17 protein-coding genes are annotated in these 20,862 nt (G+C 58.4%); 11 read left to right on the forward strand and 6 right to left on the reverse strand.

Going from position 1 to position 20,862, the window contains the following annotated elements:
• Nucleotides 1–190: 190 nt before the first annotated feature.
• Together J7394_RS02495 and J7394_RS02500 are read right to left on the reverse strand one after the other, a co-directional pair.
• Nucleotides 191–1,135 carry a PDR/VanB family oxidoreductase gene (locus J7394_RS02495; RefSeq protein ID WP_209250724.1) on the reverse strand — a complete coding sequence of 315 codons (945 nt, stop codon included), beginning with the start codon at nt 1,133–1,135 and terminating at the stop codon, nt 191–193.
• Nucleotides 1,136–1,143: 8 nt separating this feature from the next.
• On the reverse strand, nt 1,144–1,362 hold the full coding sequence (locus tag J7394_RS02500) for a hypothetical protein (RefSeq protein ID WP_209250726.1): 219 nt from the start codon (nt 1,360–1,362) through the stop codon (nt 1,144–1,146).
• A 28-nt stretch (nt 1,363–1,390) separates the two neighbouring features.
• On the opposite strand from J7394_RS02500, the gene J7394_RS02505 reads away from it, so the two are divergent.
• From J7394_RS02505 to J7394_RS02525, 5 genes are all read left to right on the forward strand, one after another.
• Nucleotides 1,391–2,296 carry a LysR substrate-binding domain-containing protein gene (locus J7394_RS02505; RefSeq protein ID WP_209250729.1) on the forward strand — a complete coding sequence of 302 codons (906 nt, stop codon included), beginning with the start codon at nt 1,391–1,393 and terminating at the stop codon, nt 2,294–2,296.
• Nucleotides 2,297–2,400: 104 nt separating this feature from the next.
• Nucleotides 2,401–3,558, forward strand: a complete 1,158-nt coding sequence (locus J7394_RS02510; protein ID WP_209250730.1) for an aromatic ring-hydroxylating dioxygenase subunit alpha — start codon at nt 2,401–2,403, stop codon at nt 3,556–3,558.
• Nucleotides 3,555–5,006, forward strand: coding sequence for an aldehyde dehydrogenase family protein (locus J7394_RS02515; protein WP_209250731.1), 1,452 nt, complete (start codon nt 3,555–3,557; stop codon nt 5,004–5,006). The genes J7394_RS02510 and J7394_RS02515 overlap by 4 nt, the downstream gene beginning before the upstream one ends.
• Before the next feature lie 2 nt (nt 5,007–5,008).
• Nucleotides 5,009–5,248: a hypothetical protein gene (locus J7394_RS02520; RefSeq protein WP_170702155.1), complete on the forward strand. Its 240-nt coding sequence runs from the start codon at nt 5,009–5,011 to the stop codon at nt 5,246–5,248.
• Nucleotides 5,249–5,443: 195 nt separating this feature from the next.
• Entirely contained in the window at nt 5,444–7,864 is a 2,421-nt protein-coding gene (locus tag J7394_RS02525; protein WP_209250732.1) for an FAD-dependent oxidoreductase, read from the forward strand.
• Nucleotides 7,865–8,241: 377 nt separating this feature from the next.
• Here the strand turns inward: J7394_RS02525 and J7394_RS02530 are convergent, their stop codons facing one another.
• The 4 genes from J7394_RS02530 to J7394_RS02545 form a co-directional block, all read right to left on the reverse strand.
• Nucleotides 8,242–10,455, reverse strand: a complete 2,214-nt coding sequence (locus J7394_RS02530) for an NADP-dependent isocitrate dehydrogenase (protein ID WP_209250733.1) — start codon at nt 10,453–10,455, stop codon at nt 8,242–8,244.
• Nucleotides 10,456–10,677: 222 nt separating this feature from the next.
• The gene (locus J7394_RS02535; protein WP_209250734.1) at nt 10,678–11,709 is read right to left on the reverse strand and encodes a proline racemase family protein; all 1,032 of its coding nucleotides are present in this window, start codon (nt 11,707–11,709) and stop codon (nt 10,678–10,680) included.
• Nucleotides 11,710–11,832: 123 nt separating this feature from the next.
• Complete coding sequence (locus J7394_RS02540; RefSeq protein ID WP_209250735.1) at nt 11,833–12,891, reverse strand: ABC transporter ATP-binding protein; 1,059 nt, start codon at nt 12,889–12,891, stop codon at nt 11,833–11,835.
• Nucleotides 12,888–13,694 (reverse strand): IclR family transcriptional regulator, encoded by an 807-nt coding sequence (locus tag J7394_RS02545; protein ID WP_209250736.1) that lies wholly within the window; start codon nt 13,692–13,694, stop codon nt 12,888–12,890. Before J7394_RS02545 ends, J7394_RS02540 begins: the two co-directional genes overlap by 4 nt.
• A gap of 149 nt (nt 13,695–13,843) precedes the next feature.
• Here J7394_RS02545 and J7394_RS02550 point away from each other — a divergent pair, with 149 nt between their 5' ends.
• The 6 genes from J7394_RS02550 to J7394_RS02575 all read left to right on the forward strand — a co-directional run bounded on the left by J7394_RS02550 (nt 13,844) and on the right by J7394_RS02575 (nt 20,862).
• Nucleotides 13,844–15,103: an ABC transporter substrate-binding protein gene (locus tag J7394_RS02550; protein ID WP_209250737.1), complete on the forward strand. Its 1,260-nt coding sequence runs from the start codon at nt 13,844–13,846 to the stop codon at nt 15,101–15,103.
• Nucleotides 15,104–15,195: 92 nt separating this feature from the next.
• Nucleotides 15,196–16,119: a carbohydrate ABC transporter permease gene (locus tag J7394_RS02555; protein WP_209250738.1), complete on the forward strand. Its 924-nt coding sequence runs from the start codon at nt 15,196–15,198 to the stop codon at nt 16,117–16,119.
• A gap of 1 nt (nt 16,120) precedes the next feature.
• The gene (locus J7394_RS02560; RefSeq protein ID WP_170377452.1) at nt 16,121–16,969 is read left to right on the forward strand and encodes a carbohydrate ABC transporter permease; all 849 of its coding nucleotides are present in this window, start codon (nt 16,121–16,123) and stop codon (nt 16,967–16,969) included.
• 22 nt (nt 16,970–16,991) lie between these two features.
• Nucleotides 16,992–18,332, forward strand: coding sequence for an alpha-glucosidase/alpha-galactosidase (locus J7394_RS02565; protein WP_209250739.1), 1,341 nt, complete (start codon nt 16,992–16,994; stop codon nt 18,330–18,332).
• Nucleotides 18,333–18,388: 56 nt separating this feature from the next.
• Nucleotides 18,389–20,098 carry an IlvD/Edd family dehydratase gene (locus J7394_RS02570; protein ID WP_209250740.1) on the forward strand — a complete coding sequence of 570 codons (1,710 nt, stop codon included), beginning with the start codon at nt 18,389–18,391 and terminating at the stop codon, nt 20,096–20,098.
• Entirely contained in the window at nt 20,098–20,862 is a 765-nt protein-coding gene (locus J7394_RS02575; protein WP_209250741.1) for an SDR family NAD(P)-dependent oxidoreductase, read from the forward strand. The genes J7394_RS02570 and J7394_RS02575 overlap by 1 nt, the downstream gene beginning before the upstream one ends.

The following is a 20,862-nucleotide window of genomic DNA, read 5'->3' on the forward strand; positions in this document are numbered from 1 at the left end:
ACAAGGGCGACCATGACACCCTTACTGATCAGCGCAATCGGAACGCTGTTATTCTCATAAAAACCGCTATCCGCGGTCTTAATGTCCAAATCCGTAAACGGTTCTTTAATCGACATCAATTTCCTCCCATTTTGCGTTTCTTATAGGCGTTTCGCACCGGAAAAACCCGGCTTGCTGTCAAGTTGTTTTCTTAGAGTGCCAGGACCAGACGATCGGATTTCGCTCTGGATACACAGGTGCATAGAAAGCTGTTCGATGCTTGCTCCTCGGGTGTCAGTATGCCGTCCCGATGGTCCACCTCACCTTCGACGACGTCCACCATGCACGACCCGCACAAACCTTCGGAGCAACCGAAATCCACGTGAACCCCGTTGGTTCTGAGGACGTCGAGAATAGTTTCATCCTTCGACACCTTGTAGACGGCTCCCGTCGACTGGACCTCGACTTCAAAGCTGTCATTGGGCGCATGTTCGATATCCGAGGCGGCTGCAAAACGCTCAAAGTGAATGGCTCCACCGCGCAAAGCGCTGCCAGACTCGAGGACCGCGTTCAGCATCGGTTCCGGACCGCATGTGTAGACATCAGCGCCCATCGGCATGGATTGCATGACAGCGGTCAAATCGAACTGCCCGTCTGTGTCGTCGCAATGCAGATGGTACCACTCATCCAGACCCAAAGCGCGAAACTTGTCGTCCATCGCGGCAAGGTCCTTGGATCGGACCAAGTAATAAACCCGGAAATCCTGACCCCGATTCAGCAGCTCACGCGCCATCGCGACCATCGGGGTGGCACCAATACCGCCCGCGATAAGGGTCACGTGGCGATCATGGCTTTCAAGCTTGAAGTGGTTGCGCGGACCTCCGATGGCGACCTCGACCCCCTCTTGCAAGGCGTGCATGGCCAGCGACCCTCCGCGACCACCATCCTCGCGCTTAACGGCGACGTTCAGGGTGCGACCGTCCTGGCTCCAACTCCAGAGCGAATACTGACGCACCAGATCGTCACCAAGGTGGATATCCACGTGCGCGCCGGGTTCAAGTCCGGTGAAACGTCCCTGTTCGATTTCAAAACAGAAATCCGAAGTGTCCGAGCTGAGTTCAGTTTTCCGGATCAGTCGCGCGTTCTGAGTGTTCATCGGGCTACTCATCTTATCTTGCGCCGAAAAAACCGCAGAAAGGCGGTCGTTGTGTCGGCCTTGGTGTTGACTACTACCTGGCTTGGGTCGGGGCGCGCCTCATAGGGACGGCAAAGTACTGCAATACCGCCCTTCGAGAAAGGCGGAACTTCATCGGGCGCAAAACTGCAGAAAAAAAGATAGTTTTCAATTGCAATATTTTTCGCACTCAGGTGAAGGTAGCTCAATCAAAAACCTCAGAGCCACGTATCCCCCATGTCGCGACGCCACTACAACCTTCCTCCGCTTGCCTCGCTTTCTACCTTCGAGGCTGCCGCCCGGCACCTCAGTTTCAAGGTCGCTGCAAGCGAATTGTCCGTCACGCCCGGCGCTGTCAGTCATCAGATCAAAGCACTGGAGACCGAGCTGGCATCCCCGCTTTTCATACGTAAACATCGCGGCGTTGAACTGACCGAGGATGGCGCCGCGCTGCTTGAGGCACTGGGAAGTTCTTTCCTGAAAATCTCGAAAATTCTTGAGCAGATTCGCAGTGGGGATTCCGACAATCATGTCACCGTGGGGTCCACAACGGCGGTTGCCGCCTTGTGGCTTTCCCCGTCGGTCATTCGGTTTTGGCAGGACTATCCGCACGTAAAAGTGAACCAAATGGCCGAGGACACGTATTTCGCAGATCGTTCCGACGTGGACTTTTTCATTCGATACGGCAAAGACCCGAACGCCTCTCTGCCGCATACCACGTTGTACCGGGATATCCTGACACCCGTTTGCAGCCCCGAACTGGCGCAAGACCTCAAGGGGGCCAGCCTCAAGGACCTGACCGAACACCGTCTGATTCACCTTGCAACCAAACACAGCAACTGGACCACATGGACAGACTGGTTTCAGGCGTTAGGGTTTAATGAGAGTATTCAGACACAGGCACGTGTCAGCAGTTATGCGCTGGCCCTGCAGGTCGCCAGAAAGGGCGCTGGCGTCGCCCTCGGCTGGAAGCGTCTGCTAAAACCTATGCTAGATTCCGGAAAACTTGTGGCTTTAGAGGCATTCAGCATACCTGCGCCGCATAATTTCTATTTGGTTGAACGGGAAAACGACAGCCTGTCAGAAGGGGCACTGGCCTTGAAGGAATGGCTGCTGAATGAGCTACAGGAGAATTCAGTTTAGCTTCGCTCATCTAGCGGTTAGGATTTTTAGTATTGAATGCAGGGCCTCTGCGCTGCCAATGGGAGCCTAGAAAAACGCCAATTCAAAAGTCTTAGGAGTGACCGATGAACAAGCATGCACCGCTTTCGTCTGTTCTGACCCCGGTAAACACAGCAAAGGGGCTGCCGAACGCGCATTATATCGACCCTGAAGTGTTCGCCGAGGAACGCGACTCGGTCCTGTTTGCGAACTGGTCCGGGATCGGCTTCGGCAAGGACATCCCCGAGGCAGGCGACGCCTATCCGATTGACTTCCTTGGCATGCCCTTGCTGATGGTCCGTGACCGCGACGGTCAGATTGGCGTATTCCAGAACACCTGCCGCCACCGTGGCATGATCTTGGTCGACAAGCCGCAGAAAATCCGCGGCGCGATCCGTTGCCCCTATCACAGCTGGTGCTACGGCCTGAACGGCGAGCTGCGCACTGCCCCTCATGTCGGCGGTCCCGGCCAGAACACCCACGAAGATCTGGATTTCTCGGAACTGGGTCTGATCCGCATCCGGTCTTACGTCTGGCGCGACGTGATCTTTGTTAACGTCGACGGCAATGCCCCCGAGTTCGAAGAAGTTCACGGTGAGCTGATGGAGCGTTGGAAAGAGTTCGAACAGCCCATGTATCACGGCGGTGCAGGCGCGTCGGTCCGGCTTGAGCTGGATTCGAACTGGAAACTGGCGGTCGAAAACTTCTGCGAAAGCTACCACCTGCCCTGGGTTCACCCAGGTCTGAACAGCTATTCGCGTCTGGAAGACCACTACAACATCAACGAACTGGGCAAATACTCGGGTCAGGGCACCCTTGTCTATCGTCAATTCGAAGGGGAAGACGGCTCGAAACTGGCTGATTTTGATGGCCTGAGCGAGAAGTGGCACGAAGGCGCGGAGTATATCGTGGTCTACCCCAACACCCTTTTGGGCGTTCAGCGCGACCACGGTTTTGCCTTCATCATCGACCCGATCACTCACGAGCGGTCGAACGAGCGGATTGAGCTTTACTATGCTCAGAAACCAGAAGCCAGCCCCGAACATGAAGGTCTGCGCGCGCAAAACGCGGCGCTTTGGAAAACCGTGTTCGAAGAGGACGTCTTTGTGGTCGAAGGCATGCAGAAAGGCCGCCATGGCATCAAATTTGACGGTGGTCGCTTCTCACCCGCAATGGACGGCCCCACCCATTGCTTCCACCATTGGGTTGCAACGCAGATCGAAAAGGCACGCGCGGAGGCATGACCACTTTTCTGAACGACGGCTTGGCCAAGAATTTCCTGGCCGGGTCGTGGGTGGAGGGCGACAAGGGCGCCTCCATCGCGGTGGAAGATCCCGGCAATCAGGATCACGTGGCGAACTGCGCGCAAGCCGGTGAGGAATCGTTGGCTCAGGCACTCGAAGCCGCACGCGCATCATTCGATCGCGGTGATCTGGCAGACATGAATCCGGCCGAGCGTGGCCGCCTGCTGATCCGCATCGCGCAGGAAATCCGCAACCTCGCGGATGAAGGGGCAGAGTTGCTTTGCCGTGAAAGCGGCAAAACGCTGGACGCGGCTCGGGATGAGTTCATCGAGGCGGCTCAATATTTTGAATATTACGGCGGCGTCGCGGACAAGATCGAGGGCAAGTCGATCCCGCTGGGCCCCGATTATGCTGATTTCACCGTATTCGAACCCTACGGCGTGTCGGCGCAGATCGTGCCGTGGAACTTCCCTGTTTCGATCGCCGGTCGTTCGCTCGCACCGTCTATGGCGGCGGGAAACTCGACCATCATCAAATCGCCCGAGCTGGACCCGCTTGCGCTGGCGATGCTGGGTGTTGCGCTGGAACGCGCCGAGGTGCCTGCCGGTGCGGTATCGATCCTGAACGGGATCGGCTCTGATCTGGGCGCGAAACTTGTGGCAAGCTCGCAGGTGGATCAGATCGTCTTCACCGGATCGGTGCCGACCGGCCAGCATATCCTGCGCTCAGCTGCCGACAATGTGGTGCCGTCGCTGATGGAGCTGGGCGGCAAATCCGCAGCTGTGGCCTTTGACGACGCGGATCTGGATACGCTGATGTCCAGCCTTCAAAGCGGTATTTTCTACAATGCCGGTCAAGTCTGCTCTGCCATGGCCCGCGTGTTGGTGCATCGCTCGATCTACGATCAGGCCGTTGAACGTGCGGCTGCGCTGGCCAATGGCCTAAGCGTCGGCCACGGGCTCGAGAACCCTGATCACACTCCGGTCGTGTCCAGCCTGCAGCTGCAGCGCGTGGAAGAGATCACCTCGACCGCCCGTCAGGACGGTGCGCGGGTCGCAGCCGGTGGCGCGCGACTGGATCGCAAAGGGTATTTCATGGCCCCTACCATTCTGGCTGACGTCGACCCCGCCAGCCGCATCGCGCAGGAGGAGGTCTTTGGCCCCGTCACCTGCTTCACGCCCTTCGATACCGAAGAGGAAGCCGTCGCCATGGCCAATGGCACCGAATTCGGGTTGGTTGCAGGCATCTTCACGCGCGATCTCGCCCGCGCCCATCGGGTGGCGCGCAAATTGCGGGCGGGTCAGTTTTTTGTCAACGAATGGTTCGCCGGAGGTGTCTCGACCCCGTTCGGTGGCGTCGGCAAATCCGGCTTCGGTCGCGAAAAGGGGCTTGAGGCGCTCTACAACTATGTTCGCACCAAAAACATCGCCATTTCGCTAAAGGGATAGCCATGGATCGCGAAGCCTTAGACCGTGAACTGCTGGAGGCGCATGCCAATTGCGACCAAGAGGCTCTTGTGCGCCTGTATACGATTGCCGCCGACGAACGAGAGCTGGCCCAGGACACTGATGCCGCCTGTTTCTATCTAACCCACGCTTTCGTCTTTGCACTGGAATCCGGCCACCCAGAGGCAAGCAATCTGAACAAACGGCTGGCTGATTATGGCCGCGCCCACAGACTGGAGTTCTGAGCAATGTCGGCAAAGTCTAAGTGAATCTGTACGCGGCACCCGGCGGTGCCCCGTATCCCCAAGAAGTGAATGCAGGCTGCATCTCTGGTCAAACAGGGTTCTCAGTTGACGCGTTTAGAACAGTTATGGGTCTGAATCGACATATTCTTAACGAAAGACCGGTTCTGACATCACACAGCAAATCAGGAAGATGAAATGCGCGAAGAAGCACAGGCGGTAGTAATCGGCGGCGGGGTGATCGGTTGCTCGATCCTCTACCATTTGGCCAAATTGGGATGGTCCGATGTGGTCCTGCTGGAGCGGGATGAGCTGACCTCTGGCTCAACCTGGCATGCGGCAGCCAACATCCACGGTCTGCATGACAGCACCAATATCAGCCGCATCCAGCACTATACGATGAACCTCTATAACTCGCTGGAGGAAGAAACCGGCCAAAGCTGCGGTGTCTTCCAGCCCGGCTCGCTGTATCTGGCTCAGACCGAAGAGCGGGAACACCAACTCAAGCTGCAGGCGGCCAAAGCCAAGCTTTATGGCATGAACTTCTATGAGATCAGCATTGAAGAGGCGCAGAAGCTGAACCCGCTGGTCAATTACGAAGGCATCCGTTGCGTGATGTTCGAACCCGATGGCGGCAATGTTGACCCGTCGGGCGTGACCAACGCCTATGCGGTCGGTGCCCGCCAGCGCGGGGCCGAGATTCATCGTTTCACCCCTGTCACCGCGACTGAGCAGCAGGAAGACGGCACTTGGATCGTGAAGACCCCCAAAGGTGACATCAAAACGCCTTGGGTCGTGAATGCTGCAGGCCTCTGGGGTCGCGAAGTCGCCAAGCTGGCTGGCATCGAGTTGCCGCTGCAGCCCACCGAACACCAGTATTTCGTGACCGAGGCGATGACTGACGTCGAAGGCCACGGCACCCGCCTGCCCTCGGTCTCGGACCGCGATGGCGAGTATTATCTGCGTCAGGAAGGCAACGGACTGCTCGTAGGGGCCTATGAAAGGGACATGAAATTCTGGGCCGAGGAAGGCACTCCGCTGGACTTCGCCCATGACCTGTTCCCCGACGATCTGGAGCGGATCGAAGAAAACATGATGAACGCGATCGAACGCCTGCCCGCCGTGGCTGAGGCCGGGATCAAGCGTGTTATAAACGGCCCGATGATCTGGTCGCCGGACTCCAACGTGCTGATGGGGCCGGTGCCCGAGGTGGATGGCTATTTCTGCTGCAACGGCATCATCCCCGGCTTCTCGCAATCGGGTGGCATGGGCCTGATGGCGGCGCAGTGGATCATCGAAGGTGAAACCCAATACGACATGTTCGCGTGGGACATGGCGCGCTTTGACACCTGGGCCACCAAGGAATTCACCAAAGCCAAGGTGCAGGATCAATACGCGCACCGCTTTGCCATCCACTTCCCGAACGAGGAACGCAGCGCCGGCCGCCCGGCCCGCGTGCGCCCGATCTATGAAACCCAAAAGGCCATGGGCGCCGTCTTTGGCCTGAACGTCGGCTGGGAACACCCGCTGTGGTTCGCAGACGCGCCGGGCACCGTGGACACCAACGGCTTCACCCGTCAGAACTGGTGGGCCCCGGTAGGCGAAGAATGCAAGATGCTGCGCGAGCGTGCGGGGATCATCGACATCTCGAACTTCGCCAAATATATCTGCAAAGGCCCCGGCGCTGCGGATTGGTTGAATGCGGTCTTCGCCAACAACATGCCCAAGGCGATCGGTCGGTCTTGCCTGACCCCGCTGATCTCAAAACGCGGTGGCATTGCCGGGGACTTCACCGTTACGCGCGTGGCCGAGGATGAGTTCTGGGTCATTGGATCGGGCATGGCGGAACGCTATCACAAGCGCTTCTTCAAGCAGGTCCCTCTGCCGGAAGGCACCACCTTCGAAAGTCACACCGAAGCAATGTGCGGCTTCAACGTGGCCGGCCCAAAATCGCGTGAGATCCTGCAGCGGCTGACCAACACGTCGCTGGCGAATGAGGATTTCCCCTTCATGCGCTCGGCCAGGATCGAGCTGGCAGGCGTTGAGCTTCTGGCCCTGCGTGTCTCCTTCACCGGCGATCTGGGGTGGGAGCTGCACTGCAAGACCGAAGACCAGGCGCGCCTTTACGAAGCTCTGCTTGAGGCGGGCAAAGAATTCGGCGCAGGACCTGTTGGCAGCCGTGCCCTGATGTCGATGCGCGTGGAAAAGGGCTATGGCTCCTGGAGCCGCGAATACAGCCCCGAATACTGGCCGCATGAGGTGGGTCTGGATCGTTTGTGCAAATTCGAGAAGGACTTCCTCAACAAAGATGCCGCCCAGAAAGTGCTGGAAAACCCTGCGCGTGAACAGCTTGTCCTGCTGCATCTGGATGAGGCCGACGTGACGGCCTCCAACGCGGATGCTACCGGTGGTGAGCCGATCTTCAAGGACGGCGAAGGCATCGGTCGGGTCACTTCGGGCACCTATGGCTATACCGTGGGTATGTCGCTGGCCTTGGGCTACGTCAAAAACGCCCAACCCGGAGACGAGGTTGAAGTGATGGTTCTGGGCCAACCTCACAAAGCCACCATCCTGCATGAGCCGCCCTTTGATGCTGCGGGCAAAGTCCTGCGGGGCTAAACGTAGAACAATCATGTTTAAGCCAGTCCTTCGCGGGGCTGGCTTTTTCATTTCTGCATTAAAGTCGCGTGGCACCGCAAAGGCGCGTTCGATCCAGCTAAGCGCGAGTAGATTTCAGACAAACAAATGGCCAGCACCCCAAATGCTGGCCATTTTTTGAGTGAGTGATAGGCCCGAAGGCCTCACCGGTGAATCTCTTGTCTTGGACAAGTTATCAAGCGGGGAAGGATCGGTGTATTGGGGGAATCCCGTAGATCATGCAATTTTAATCATATCTTGCGGGCAAAGTTTCGCAACAGTTTGAAGCGAAAGGAAAAACTGGTCGGGCTTCCGCACCAGTGGGAAAGACCCGCGCCACTAAGGCGCGGGTCGTTTTCTTAGCCGATGATGGCGTTCAGCGTCGCACTCGGACGCATCACAGCCGCAGTTTTGGCGGGATCGGTGTGGTAGTACCCACCCAGATCGGCAGCCCCACCCTGGGCCAAGGCAAACTCACCCAAAATCTGCTCTTCCTTGTCGGCCAGAGCAGTTGCAAGCGGGGCAAATTCAGCTGCCAGTTCCGCATCCTCCGACTGCGCGGCTAGCGCTTCGGCCCAATAGCGTGCGAACCAGTAGTGGCTGTCACGGTTGTCCGGCTGGCCAACTTTCCGGCTGGGCGAGCGGTTGTTGTCCAAAATGCCCTGCGTTGCCGCCTCGGCCGCCGCACCCAGAACACCCGCCTTTGCGTTGCCCTTGCTGTCGGCGAGGAAGTTCAGCGATTCACCCAGCGCACAGAACTCACCCATCGAATCCCACCGCAGGTGGTTTTCTTCGACCAACTGCTGCACGTGCTTCGGAGCGGACCCGCCTGCGCCGGTCTCGAACAGACCACCGCCGTTCATCAGTTTGACGATCGACAGCATCTTGGCCGAGGTGCCCAGTTCGAGGATCGGGAACAGGTCGGTCAGATAGTCCCGCAGCACGTTGCCGGTGATAGCAATGCTGTCATTTCCAGCGGTGATCGTCTCCAGCGATTGACGCGTCGCCTCACGCGGAGCCATGATCAGGAATTTATCAGCAACACCAGCCGCTTCCAGTGCGGGCTTAACATATTGGATCAACTCGGCATCATGGGCGCGGTTTGCGTCCAGCCAGAAGATCGCCTCGGACCCGGTCAGGCGCTGACGATCCATCGCCAGTTGGATCCAGTTCTCGATGGGCGCTTTTTTCACTGTGCAGGCTCGCCAGATGTCTCCGGCCTCGACCTCATGAGAATGCAACGTTTCACCATTGGCCAGAACGACGCGGATTGTGCCTTCCGCAGGTGCCTGGAACGTGGTCGGGTGCGAGCCGTACTCTTCGGCCTTTTGCGCCATCAGGCCAACGTTGGCCACCGCACCGGCAGTGGCCGGGTTCAGCGCGCCATTGGCTTTGAAGAAGTTGATGGATTCGTCATAGACCGACGCATAGCAGCGATCAGGGATCACGCAATTGGTGTCGCCTTTGGCTCCGGTTTCATCCCAGCCTTTGCCGCCTGCGCGGATAACGGCGGGCATCGAGGCGTCGATGATCACATCGGACGGAACATGCAGGTTGGTGATGCCACGGTCCGAGTCGACCATGTACATGGACGGACGGTCACCCTTGAGGGCGTCGATGGCAGCCACGATGTCGGCATTGTCCTTCACGCGGTCCAGCAGATCCCCCAGACCCGAGTTCGGGTTGACACCCAAGGCCTCCAGCTCTGCGCCGAATTTTTCGAACACCGGAGCCAGCCACGCGCGCACGGCATAACCGAAGATGATCGGGTCGCTGACCTTCATCATCGTCGCCTTCATGTGCAGCGAGAACATGGTGCCGTCTTTCTTGGTGTCCTCGATGGCTTCGGCCAGGAAGGACGACAGCGCTTTGACCGACATGAAGGTCGCATCGGCAACGGTTCCCTCTTCCAGCGGCCAGCCGTCTTTTAGCACGGTCACGCTGCCGTCTTTGCCGACAAATTCGATCTTCGCGTCACCGGCTTGTGCTGCGGTGATCGTCGCCGATTTCTCATTGGCGTAGAAATCATTGCCGGACATCGAGGACACTTTGGTCTTGCTGTCCGACATCCACTCCCCCATCGAATGAGGGTTTTTCTGGGCGTAGTTCTTAACCGCCCGCGCCGCACGGCGGTCGCTGTTGCCCTCACGCAGAACCGGGTTCACCGCCGAGCCTTTGATCGCGTCATAGCGCGCGCGGATCGCCTTTTCTTCGTCACTCGAAGGCTCTTCGGGGTAGTTGGGGATGTCGTAGCCCTGCGACTGCAGCTCTTCGATTGCGGCCACGAGCTGAGGAACCGAGGCCGAAATGTTTGGCAGTTTGATTACGTTGGCGTCGGGCGTTTTCACCAGATCACCCAATGCGGCAAGGTCATCGGTGATGCGCTGCGCATCGGTCAGCTTTTCTGGGAAGGTCGAAATGATACGGCCTGCAAGCGAAATATCCTTGGTGCCAACGCTGACACCCGCCGCCGAGGCGAATTTGCGAATGATGGGCAGGAATGAGGCGCTGGCCAGCTCGGGCGCTTCGTCTACAATGGTATACAATATGTCGAAGTTCGATTTATCTGCCATATTCTTTCACCTTTTTTAAGCCTTTAAGGGGCAATCGCTGCAAGAGTTTGGGCCGCTTTATTGCGGCGCGGGAGGGGCGTGAATGACATAGCACCCCTGAGTGACTCTGATTTGACAGGGCTTCCCTTAAATCAGGTTTGCGTTGGGATCAATCGTCTACTGGGGGCGCAAATTGCCACGGTTGAGGAAAAACACGCCGATGGGCCTGTGATTGCGCGCCTTTCAGCGCCCGACGCCCCAGGTATCACTTAGCCGATATCCGCCGGGCCAAGGGTCATCCGGGTCCAGCATGTGCTGATGAACGCCGGTGATCCAACCTCGGCCGCTGATCTCGGGGATGATGGCCGCGCGGTCCCCGACCTTGGCGCCCTCGACAATCCGGCCGGCAAAACGCGATCCGATGATTGAAACGGCCTCAAAAACCTGCCCGACCTTCATCTGGCCCTTCGCGGCCATCAGGGCCATGCGCGCCGAGACCGCCGTTCCGGTTGGCGAGCGGTCAACTTTGCCGGGCTGGATCGCAACGGCGGATTTCCCTGTGAGTCCGGTTTCGGTTGTCTTCAAAGGCCCGCAAAAAGCGCAGAAAGAGATATGTTCCCAAGCCGCGTTTTGCGGGTGGGTAAAGCCAAGCTGATCATTGGCGGCATTGGTGATGGCAACGCCCAGACGGGCAATATCGCGGGCCTCGGCCTCCACAATTTCGAACCCCAACGCCTCGGCATCGACCACCACGAAACTATCCCCTCCGTAGGCTGTATCAACGGTGAGGGTGCCTAGGCCCGGCACCTCCAGAGGGACTGCGATCTTGTCGGCAAAGCTTGGCAGGTTTTGCACATGGATACGCTGGGCTTTACCGTCTCGGCACTCCGCTCGGACGCGCACCAAACCGCCGGGAGCCTCGAGTGTCATATGCGTTTCCGGCTCTTGCATGGGAATGATGCCGCTGTCCAAAAGGACAGTGGACACACAGATCGAGTTTGACCCCGACATGGGCGGCGTGTCCTCCGGCTCCATGATAATGAACGCCGCATCCGCCTGCGGATGTTTCGGAGGGACCAGCAGGTTGACATGGCGAAAGACGCCGCCTCGGGGTTCATTCAGCACGAAATTGCGCAAGCTCTGATCCTGCGCAATGAATGTGCGTTGATCCCACAGGGTTTCTCCGGGTGGTGGTTGCACGCCACCGACGATGACGTCGCCCACCTCGCCTTCCGCATGGGCCGAGATCACGTGGACGGTTTTGACGCTGCGCATGAGGCCTCTCTACTCGAAATGAGTCGGGCCGACTGGCCTCGTTTGGACCAGTTCAGAGAACGACCCCGTTTCGGTCAAGCCTAAACCTGCGCTCAAAACACCCCAGTTGAACTTGAATCGCTGCTACCTAAACCGAACGCCAGTCTCAGGGTCGAACACCATGGCACGTTCGGGTTGGACCGTGATCCCGATCTTCTCGCCTGTAGTGCTGCGTTGGTCATCCCGTTCTTCAACGATCAGCTTGTCGCCATTCGGGGTCAGAAGATAGGAATAGGACACGCCCCCAAGCGCCTCGGTCAAATCAACGGTGCAGGTGTCGGCACTGCGGTCGATCTGGATGTGTTCGGGCCGCATGCCAAGGGTCACCTTGTTTACCCCAGCCGGAACTTGGGCCGATACCGGCAACGGTTGACCAAGGGCCGGATGCGTGACGTGGCCGTCTGCATAGTCGCAGTCGAGAAAGTTCATCGCTGGCGAGCCGATGAAGCCCGCCACAAACCGGTTGTCCGGATCACGATACAGGTCCATCGGCGCGCCCACCTGCTCGATCCGGCCATCGCGCAGCACGACGATTTTGTCCGCCATTGTCATAGCTTCGACCTGATCGTGGGTTACATAGATCATGGTGGCGCCAATCTCTTGATGCAGACGTGCGATTTCGACCCGCATCTCAACCCGAAGCTCGGCATCGAGGTTTGAGAGCGGTTCATCGAACAGGAACACCTCGGGGCCGCGCACAATCGCACGCCCGATGGCAACTCGCTGACGTTGACCACCGGACAGGGCCTTGGGCTTGCGTTTCAGGTATTGATCCAGTTTCAGAATACTGGAGGCGTCCTGAACCTTCTGGTCGATCTCTGCCTTGGGAACGCCGTTCATGCGCAGGCCAAAACCCATATTCTCGGCGACCGTCATATGCGGGTACAAAGCGTAGGTCTGGAACACCATCGCCACGCCGCGTTTTGCAGGATCCATATGGGTCACCTCGCGCGCGCCAATATGAATTTGGCCTTCCGAAGTTTCCTCGAGCCCCGCAATCATCCGCAGTAGGGTGGACTTGCCGCAGCCCGAGGGGCCGACGAACACACAGAATTCACCATCTTCGATTTCCAGGTCGATCCCGTGGATCACCTGAGTCTGGCCGTAGCGTTTGATCGCCTGATTGAGCGTTACACCTGTCATGTCGATTGCATCCTGTTATTCTGTCCATTCGGGCGGGTTTCGGGGAACCGCCAAGCCTGCGCCTCGGTCGCGATCTGGTCGGCAACGCGCCGCACCCGCGGGACCCAGGCCTCTAGTTGATTGAAATCCATCCGTCCGGTTGAACCGGTTACGGAAATTGCGCCCAAAACGCGCCCGCTCGAGGTCAGAACCGGACAGGCTACGCAAATAATGCCGGGCTCATGCTCTTCATCGTCGATCGCGTAGCCTCGGCTGCGAATCAGTTCCAAATCCGCCCGCAAATCCGCCTCGGAGGTCAGAGTCTTGTCCGTGAAACGGTGATAGCTTTGCTGGGATACGGCGCGGTCCAATGCGGGCCCATCCAGAAACGCCATCATCGCCTTGCCTACACCGGTGCAATAGGCCGGGCCAACCTTGCCGGCCTGCGAATACATCTCGACCGGCTGGGCGGCGTTGCGTTTGTCGACATACAGAACCTGATTGGAATCCAGCTGCGCCAAATGCACCGTTTCCCCTGTCTCTGCGCTGAGCGTATCCAGAAACGGCCGCGCGATAGGGGCCAGAGAGCTTTGCGTCCAAGCCGTATGCGCCAGACGGACCAGCCGCAAACCCGGTGAATAGGTCTGCCTGTCAGGTTCATAGGCCAGCATACCCTGATTGGTCAGCGATTGCAGAAAGCGATAGAGCGTCGCTTTGGGAAAGCTGCTGCTCTCCAGCAGTTCCGCGAACCGCACCGGGCGCTCGAACGAGGCCACGTGCTCCAGCACATCACATGCTTTGCCTATTGTTCCGTCACCAGCCACGGGTGTGTGTTCTCCTCCGTTTGACCCCCGTTCGACCACGGTGTTTGCACGAGGGTCTTGACAAGACTAGCCGAGTCGATGTGTAGTTTTCAATATATAAAACACGGTTTCACTATTTGGAACTAAAATGGAAGCTAAGGGAGGACACCATGCATTCCATGTTCAAGCGCACCGCTGCCGCACTGGCGGCGAGTGTGGCACTAGCTGCACCCGTTGCCGCCGAACTGACCGGCGAACTGCGCATCTTTCTTGACACCTCAAACCCGGCGCCACGTGCGACGATGGAAGCGATGATCGAACAGTTTCAGGCCCAGCACCCGGATCTGGCCATCGAAACCACAGTGATCGACCGCGAGGCGTATAAGACGCAGATCCGCAACTTCCTGACGGCTGACACGCCGGATGTAGCTACATGGTATGCCGCAAACCGCATGAAGCCTTATGTTGAGGCGGGTCTGTTCGAAGACGTTTCGGACCTGTGGGCAGAGCCTGAGATCGCCGAGAATCTGGCCTCGACCAAAGGCGCGATGACCCTTGATGGTAAGCAGTGGGGCGTGCCCTATACCTACTATCAGTGGGGCGTTTACTACCGCAAAGACATCTTCGACGAGCTGGGCCTGACCGAGCCGACCACCTGGGAAGAAGAGCTGGCGAACTGCGAGAAGATCGTCGCCTCGGGTCGCGCCTGCTATACCATCGGGACCAAGTTCCTGTGGACCGCCGGTGGCTGGTTCGACTATCTGAACATGCGCACCAACGGGTTCGACTTCCACAACCAGCTCGCCAATGGCGAAATCAGCTGGGAAGACGACCGGGTCAAGCAGACCTTCGCCAACTGGAAACAGCTGGTCGACATGGGTGCCTTTATCGACAACCACCAGACCTATAGCTGGCAGGAAGCCCTGCCCTTCATGGTGAACGGAGACGCGGCCGCCTATCTGATGGGCAACTTTGCTGTTGCACCTCTGCGCGAAGCGGGTCTGACAGACGATCAGTTGGACTTCTACCAGTTCGTCGCGATCAACCCCGATGTTGAACTGGCCGAGGACGCCCCTACCGATACGTTCCACATCCCGGCCAACGCTTCGAACAAGGAAGCCGCGCGCGAGTTCCTGCGCTTCGTCGTGTCTCCGGACGTTCAGACCGAAATCAACAACGGTTCCAACCTGGGCCAGCTTCCGGTTAACGCGCAATCCTCGGTGGATGATGACAAGTTCCTCCAGCAAGGGTTTACCATGCTGTCCTCGAACAGCCCCGGCGGTGTCGCCCAGTTCTGGGACCGCGACGCACCGGCTGAAATGGCCAAGGTCTCTATGGAAGGCTTCCAGGAATTCATGGTCAAGCCGGACAATCTGGACAAGATTCTGGCCAAACTGGAACGCGCACGTAGCCGTATATACGACAACTGATCTGGCAGGGGCCGGGTAAACTCCCGGCCTACGCCTTCTTCAATTGCAAGGCGGGCTTCAACCCGCCTTCGCCCCCAGATCCGAGATAGCCCATGTCAGCCGTCGACACACAGGAACAGGAAAGCTGGTTCCATCGCAACCAACAACGCATCGCGCCCTGGCTCTTCCTTGCGCCGGGCCTGTTGTTCTTCATGGTCTATGTGATCATCCCGGTCTTTCAGTCCTTTAACCTGTCACTTTATGAATGGGATGGGCTGGGCGCCGCAGAATATGTAGGGTTCCGCAACTACGAGGACCTTTATTGGGAGTGGGTGGATCGCGATGCGTTCTACACTTCACTCAAGAACAACCTGATCTGGTTGATCCTGTATCTGGCAGCGATCCCGGCGGGCCTGTTCATCGCCCTGTTCCTGAACCAGACGGTCTGGGGCATTCGACTCTACAAGTCTCTGTTTTTCTTTCCGTTCGTGATCTCTCAAGTCGTTGTTGGGCTGGTTTTTACGTGGTTCTACGACCCGACATTCGGGTTGTTGAACGAATTCCTGGGTTTCTTTGGTCTTGGCCCGCTGAATGTGCTGGGGGATGAAAAACTGGTCACATACGGCATCATCGTCGCCGGCCTGTGGCCGCAAACAGCCTATTGCATGATCCTGTATCTGACCGGCCTGAACGCCGTGGATCCCGAACAGATCGAGGCCGGACGTTTGGACGGTGCAAAAGGTGGGCGGATGCTGTGGCACATCATCCTGCCGCAACTGCGCCCGGCGACGTTTATCGCCTTTGTCGTGACGATCATTGGCGCTCTGCGGTCCTTCGACCTGATCTCGATCATGACGCAGGGTGGGCCGTTCGGGTCGTCCCGCGTGCTGGCCTATTACATGTTCGAGGTCGCCCTGTCTGAATACGGCTTCCGCATGGGATATGGCGCGGCCATCGCTGTGATCCTGTTCCTCATTATGCTGTGCTTCATCGCCTATTTCCTGTGGTCGATGTACCGCGAAGAAAGGGGGCACTGAGATGTTTCCTAAACCCATCGAAAAACAACCCCGCGCGGCACAGATCACTTATCAGGCTATGCTGCCCATTGCCCTGCTGCTGTGGCTCGGCCCCTTGCTTGCAGTTGCCTTGTTCTCAATCAAGCCCGAGGCGGATTTCACCAACGCAAACTACTGGGGCTTGCCGTCCCGGTTTGAGGGCGCGGTCAACTATGGACAGGTCTTCTTCAACTCGGACATGCCGCGATATCTGCTGAACTCATTCATGATCACCATTCCAACGGTGATCGGAGCGGTTGCGCTCAGCTGCATGACTGGGTTCGCGCTGGGGATCTACAAATTCAAGTCGAACCTGTGGATCTTCTTCATGTTCGTGGCGGGCAACTTTGTCCCGTTCCAGATCCTCATGGTTCCGGTTCGCGACCTGACGTTAGAGCTTGGCCTCTACAATACCAAAACCGGGCTGGTCCTGTTCCACATCGCGTTCCAGACTGGGTTTTGCACGCTGTTCATGCGAAACTTCATCCGCGCGCTGCCTTTTGAACTGATCGAAGCCGCCCGAGTCGAGGGCATCAGCGAGGTCCGCATCTTCTGGTACGTGGTCCTGCCCCTGATGAAACCCGCCATCGCAGCGCTGAGCGTGCTGATCTTCACCTTCATCTGGAACGACTATTTCTGGGCCGTGGTCCTGACCCAAGGGGCCGAAAGCCAACCTGTGACGGCCGGGATCACCAGCTTCAACGCTCAGTACCGCGCGGCCTATCAACTGATGAGCGCGGGTTCCCTCGTTGCCGCCTTGCCGCCTGTGGCCATGTTCTTCCTGATGCAGAAACACTTCATCGCGGGTTTGACCCTTGGAGCTGTTAAATAACGCCAAACGAGAGTTTTGCAAAATGACCAAAATCACCTTTATCGGCGCGGGTTCCACGATCTTTATGCGTAATATCGTGGGCGATGCGCTGCTGACCCCAGCGCTGGCCGACAGCCATTTCGCGCTCATGGATATCGACCCGCAGCGTCTGGCCGAAAGCGAAACCGTGGCGCGAGCCATGATCCGTTCGGTCGGCACCGGAGCAACGGTTACCACCCACACCGACCGCCGCGCGGCGTTGGAGGGGGCTGATTTCGTCATCACTGCCTTTCAAGTCGGCGGGTACGAACCCTGCACGGTGACGGATTTTGAGATCCCCAAGCAATACGGGTTGCGCCAGACAATCGCAGATACGCTCGGGATCGGAGGGATCATGCGCGGTCTGCGCACCGTCCCAGTACTGTGGGGCGTGGCACAGGATATGATGCAGCTCTGCCCCAACGCGACGCTGTTGCAATATGTGAACCCGATGGCCATCAACACCTGGGCTCTGGCCGAGCAATTCCCGGACCTGAAACAGGTCGGCCTGTGCCATTCGGTCCAGAATACGGTCGAAGAGCTTGCCCATGATCTGGACCTGCCCAAGGATGAGATCCGCTACAAGGTGGCAGGCGTGAACCATGTGGCCTTCTTCCTGCGGCTGGATCATCTGGGCCGCGACCTCTACCCCGCGTTGCGCAGGGGCTATGCGCACGGTACTCTGCCCAAACCACCTCTGTTGATGCCACGCTGCCCCAACAAGGTCCGGTACGAAGTGATGGACCACTTGGGCTACTTCTGCACCGAGAGTTCGGAACATCTGGCAGAATATGTGCCGTGGTTCATCAAGGACGGGCGGCCCGACCTGATCGAACAATTCTCGATCCCGCTGGATGAATACCCCACCCGCTGTGTCGAGCAGGTCGCGGATTGGAAAGAACAGGCCAAGACACTGACAGACGGGCGCGATGTCTCGGTCACCCGCAGCCACGAATTCGCGGCGGACCTGATGAACGCCGTCGTCACGGACACGCCCTATACGGCCTATGGAAACCTGCCCAATACGGGTCAGATCCCACAATTGCCCTTGGGCGCTGCGGTGGAAACCCCCTGTCTGGTCGATTCAAACGGCGTTCAGCCCTCGGTCGTTACCGACATCCCGCCGCAGCTGGTAGCGCTGATGCGCACCCAGATCAACGTGCAAGAGCTGACCGTCCGGGCGCTGACCGAACAAAACGCCGAACATATCTACCATGCCGCCATGATGGACCCGCATACTGCAGCGGAACTGGACCTGCGCCAGATTCGCAGCCTTGTGACCGACCTTCTGACCGCGCATGCGGAGTGGCTGCCCGACTGGTGCCGCCCCCTCCGCGCGGCATGATCTTCATCTTTTCACAATTACTCAATTCCAACCCCAGCTAAAGAAGCGAAGCCAGAATGACAAAGAAACGCCGCTCATCGCATTGGTACGGAAAACTCGACAAGGACGGGTTCATCCACCGCTCCTGGATGAAAAACCAGGGCTTTCCCGATCACGCCTTCGACGGACGCCCCATCATCGGCATCTGCAATACATGGTCGGAACTGACCCCCTGCAACTCGGGCCTGCGCGATCTGGCCGAAGGCGTAAAACGCGGCGTGTGGGAGGCCGGAGGCTTCCCGGTCGAATTCCCGGTCATGTCGCTGGGCGAGACCCAGATGAAGCCCACGGCCATGCTGTTCCGCAATCTGCTGGCCATGGATGTCGAAGAATCCATCCGCGCCTATGGCATTGACGGCGTCGTTCTGCTTGGCGGATGTGACAAGACCACGCCGGGGCAACTGATGGGCGCGGCCTCGGTCGATCTGCCCTCGATCGTGGTCAGTTCCGGGCCGATGCTGAACGGCAAGTTCAAGGGCAAGGACATCGGATCGGGCACCGATGTCTGGAAGTTTTCGGAAGAGGTCCGCGCAGGTGAAATGACGCTGCAGGATTTCATGAACGCCGAATCCGGTATGTCGCGCAGCGCTGGGGTCTGCATGACCATGGGCACGGCCTCAACCATGGCCTCGCTGGTCGAAGCCATGGGCATGTCCCTGCCCACCAACGCCGCCCTGCCCGCGGTTGACGCGCGCCGCATGGCGCTGGCACACCTGACCGGCAAGCGGATTGTCGAGATGGTGGACGAAGACCTCAAACCCTCGGACATCCTGACCAAGGAAGCGTTTGAGAACGCCATTCTCGCCAATGCCGCCGTGGGAGGCTCAACCAACGCCGTGGTTCACCTGCTGGCGCTGGCAGGTCGGGTTGGTGTCGATCTGACGCTGAAAGACTTTGAAATCGGCTCGGAAATTCCCCTGCTGGTCAACTGCATGCCGTCTGGTAAATACCTGATGGAGGATTTCTGTTACGCAGGCGGCGTGCCTGTGGTGCTGAATGAACTCAAACCCTTCTTGCGCCCTGCGAAAACTGTTCTGAACAAGGATATCGCGGCCCATTACGACGGGGCAGAGTGTTACAATCGCGACGTGATCCGCCCCTTCGATGATCCGGTCAAACCGGCAGCTGGCCTGCGCGTTCTGCGCGGCAATCTCGCGCCAAACGGGGCCATTGTGAAACCGTCGGCAGCGACGGATGAGTTGCTGGAAACCGAGGCCGAAGCTTTCGTTTTCGAAAGCATCGAAGACCTGAAGGCCAATATCGACCGCGAAAACCTGCCTGTGACGTCCGAGACCATTCTGGTCCTCAAAGGCTGCGGACCCAAGGGCTATCCCGGCATGCCCGAGGTCGGTAACATGCCGATCCCTGCCAAGCTGGTGAAAGAAGGCGTGCGCGACATGATCCGTATCTCGGACGCGCGCATGTCCGGCACCGCCTTCGGTACTGTCATCCTGCATGTCAGCCCCGAGGCGCAGGCCGGTGGCACATTGGCATTGGTCAGGACCGGCGACCGCATCCGCGTCTCGGCAAGTAAGGGAAAGCTTGAACTGCTGGTCGATGAGGCAGAGCTCGACACCCGCCGCGCGGCCTGGCAACCGGAGGCACCGCATTACACGCGCGGCTACGCCCGACTTTACATCGACCACGTACTGCAAGCCGATCAGGGCGCTGACCTTGATTTCCTTGTCGGCAAAGACACACGCCTCGTCACCAGAGAGAGTCACTAATGGACCAACCTGCTGTATTCCAGGACCTGAAAGGGGCCTCAGTCTATATCACCGGCGGCGGCTCGGGCGTTGGCGCTTCGCTGACCGACGGGTTCATGGCGCAAGGGGCCAATGTGGCCTTTATCGGCCGCTCGGACGCAAGCGCCTTTGTGGAAGAGATGCGCACCAAACACGGCCGCGCGCCCTTGTTCATGCAGGGCGATATGACCGATACGGAACTGTTGCACGCCACCATGCAGAAGGCCGCCGAGGCCCATGGACCGATCAAAGTGCTGATCAATAACGCCGCCAACGATCAGCGCCACTCTCTGGAAGAGACGACCTCGGACTTCTGGGACTGGATGATCGAGGTGAACCTCAAAGCCTATTATTTCGCCTGTCAGGAAGCCGCACGCCAGATGGAGAATGGCGGCTCGATCATCAATTTCAGCTCGATCAGCTACATGATGGGCAACGCGGGCTATCCGATCTACACGACCTCGAACGCAGGGATTACCGGCATGACCCGGTCGTTGGCTCGTGAGCTTGGGCCTAAAGGTATCCGCGTCAACGCACTGGCCCCTGGGTGGGTTCTGACGCAAAAGCAGATGGACATGTGGGCCACGCCCGAAGATTTGGCGGCACATTTGGATCGCCAATGCCTGAAAGAACATCTAAAGCCCGACGACATGATCGGACCCACCTTGTTTCTGGCCTCGGACGCCAGCCGCGCCATGACCGGACAATGCATGGTAGCCGATGGTGGCGTCGTGGTAACGGGGTAG

This window comes from Ruegeria sp. R13_0 (genome assembly GCF_017743995.1).
In the GTDB taxonomy this organism is placed as follows: domain Bacteria; phylum Pseudomonadota; class Alphaproteobacteria; order Rhodobacterales; family Rhodobacteraceae; genus Ruegeria.

Coding starts and splice junctions, on each gene's coding strand:
- J7394_RS02520 (WP_170702155.1), top strand. CDS start 5,009: ATGGATCGCGAAGCCTTAGACCGTGAACTGCTGGAGGCGCATGCCAAT.
- J7394_RS02505 (WP_209250729.1), top strand. CDS start 1,391: ATGTCGCGACGCCACTACAACCTTCCTCCGCTTGCCTCGCTTTCTACC.
- J7394_RS02550 (WP_209250737.1), top strand. CDS start 13,844: ATGCATTCCATGTTCAAGCGCACCGCTGCCGCACTGGCGGCGAGTGTG.
- J7394_RS02570 (WP_209250740.1), top strand. CDS start 18,389: ATGACAAAGAAACGCCGCTCATCGCATTGGTACGGAAAACTCGACAAG.
- J7394_RS02510 (WP_209250730.1), top strand. CDS start 2,401: ATGAACAAGCATGCACCGCTTTCGTCTGTTCTGACCCCGGTAAACACA.
- J7394_RS02575 (WP_209250741.1), top strand. CDS start 20,098: ATGGACCAACCTGCTGTATTCCAGGACCTGAAAGGGGCCTCAGTCTAT.
- J7394_RS02535 (WP_209250734.1), bottom strand. CDS start 11,709: ATGCGCAGCGTCAAAACCGTCCACGTGATCTCGGCCCATGCGGAAGGC.
- J7394_RS02565 (WP_209250739.1), top strand. CDS start 16,992: ATGACCAAAATCACCTTTATCGGCGCGGGTTCCACGATCTTTATGCGT.
- J7394_RS02530 (WP_209250733.1), bottom strand. CDS start 10,455: ATGGCAGATAAATCGAACTTCGACATATTGTATACCATTGTAGACGAA.
- J7394_RS02495 (WP_209250724.1), bottom strand. CDS start 1,135: ATGAACACTCAGAACGCGCGACTGATCCGGAAAACTGAACTCAGCTCG.
- J7394_RS02540 (WP_209250735.1), bottom strand. CDS start 12,891: ATGACAGGTGTAACGCTCAATCAGGCGATCAAACGCTACGGCCAGACT.
- J7394_RS02555 (WP_209250738.1), top strand. CDS start 15,196: ATGTCAGCCGTCGACACACAGGAACAGGAAAGCTGGTTCCATCGCAAC.
- J7394_RS02515 (WP_209250731.1), top strand. CDS start 3,555: ATGACCACTTTTCTGAACGACGGCTTGGCCAAGAATTTCCTGGCCGGG.
- J7394_RS02525 (WP_209250732.1), top strand. CDS start 5,444: ATGCGCGAAGAAGCACAGGCGGTAGTAATCGGCGGCGGGGTGATCGGT.
- J7394_RS02560 (WP_170377452.1), top strand. CDS start 16,121: ATGTTTCCTAAACCCATCGAAAAACAACCCCGCGCGGCACAGATCACT.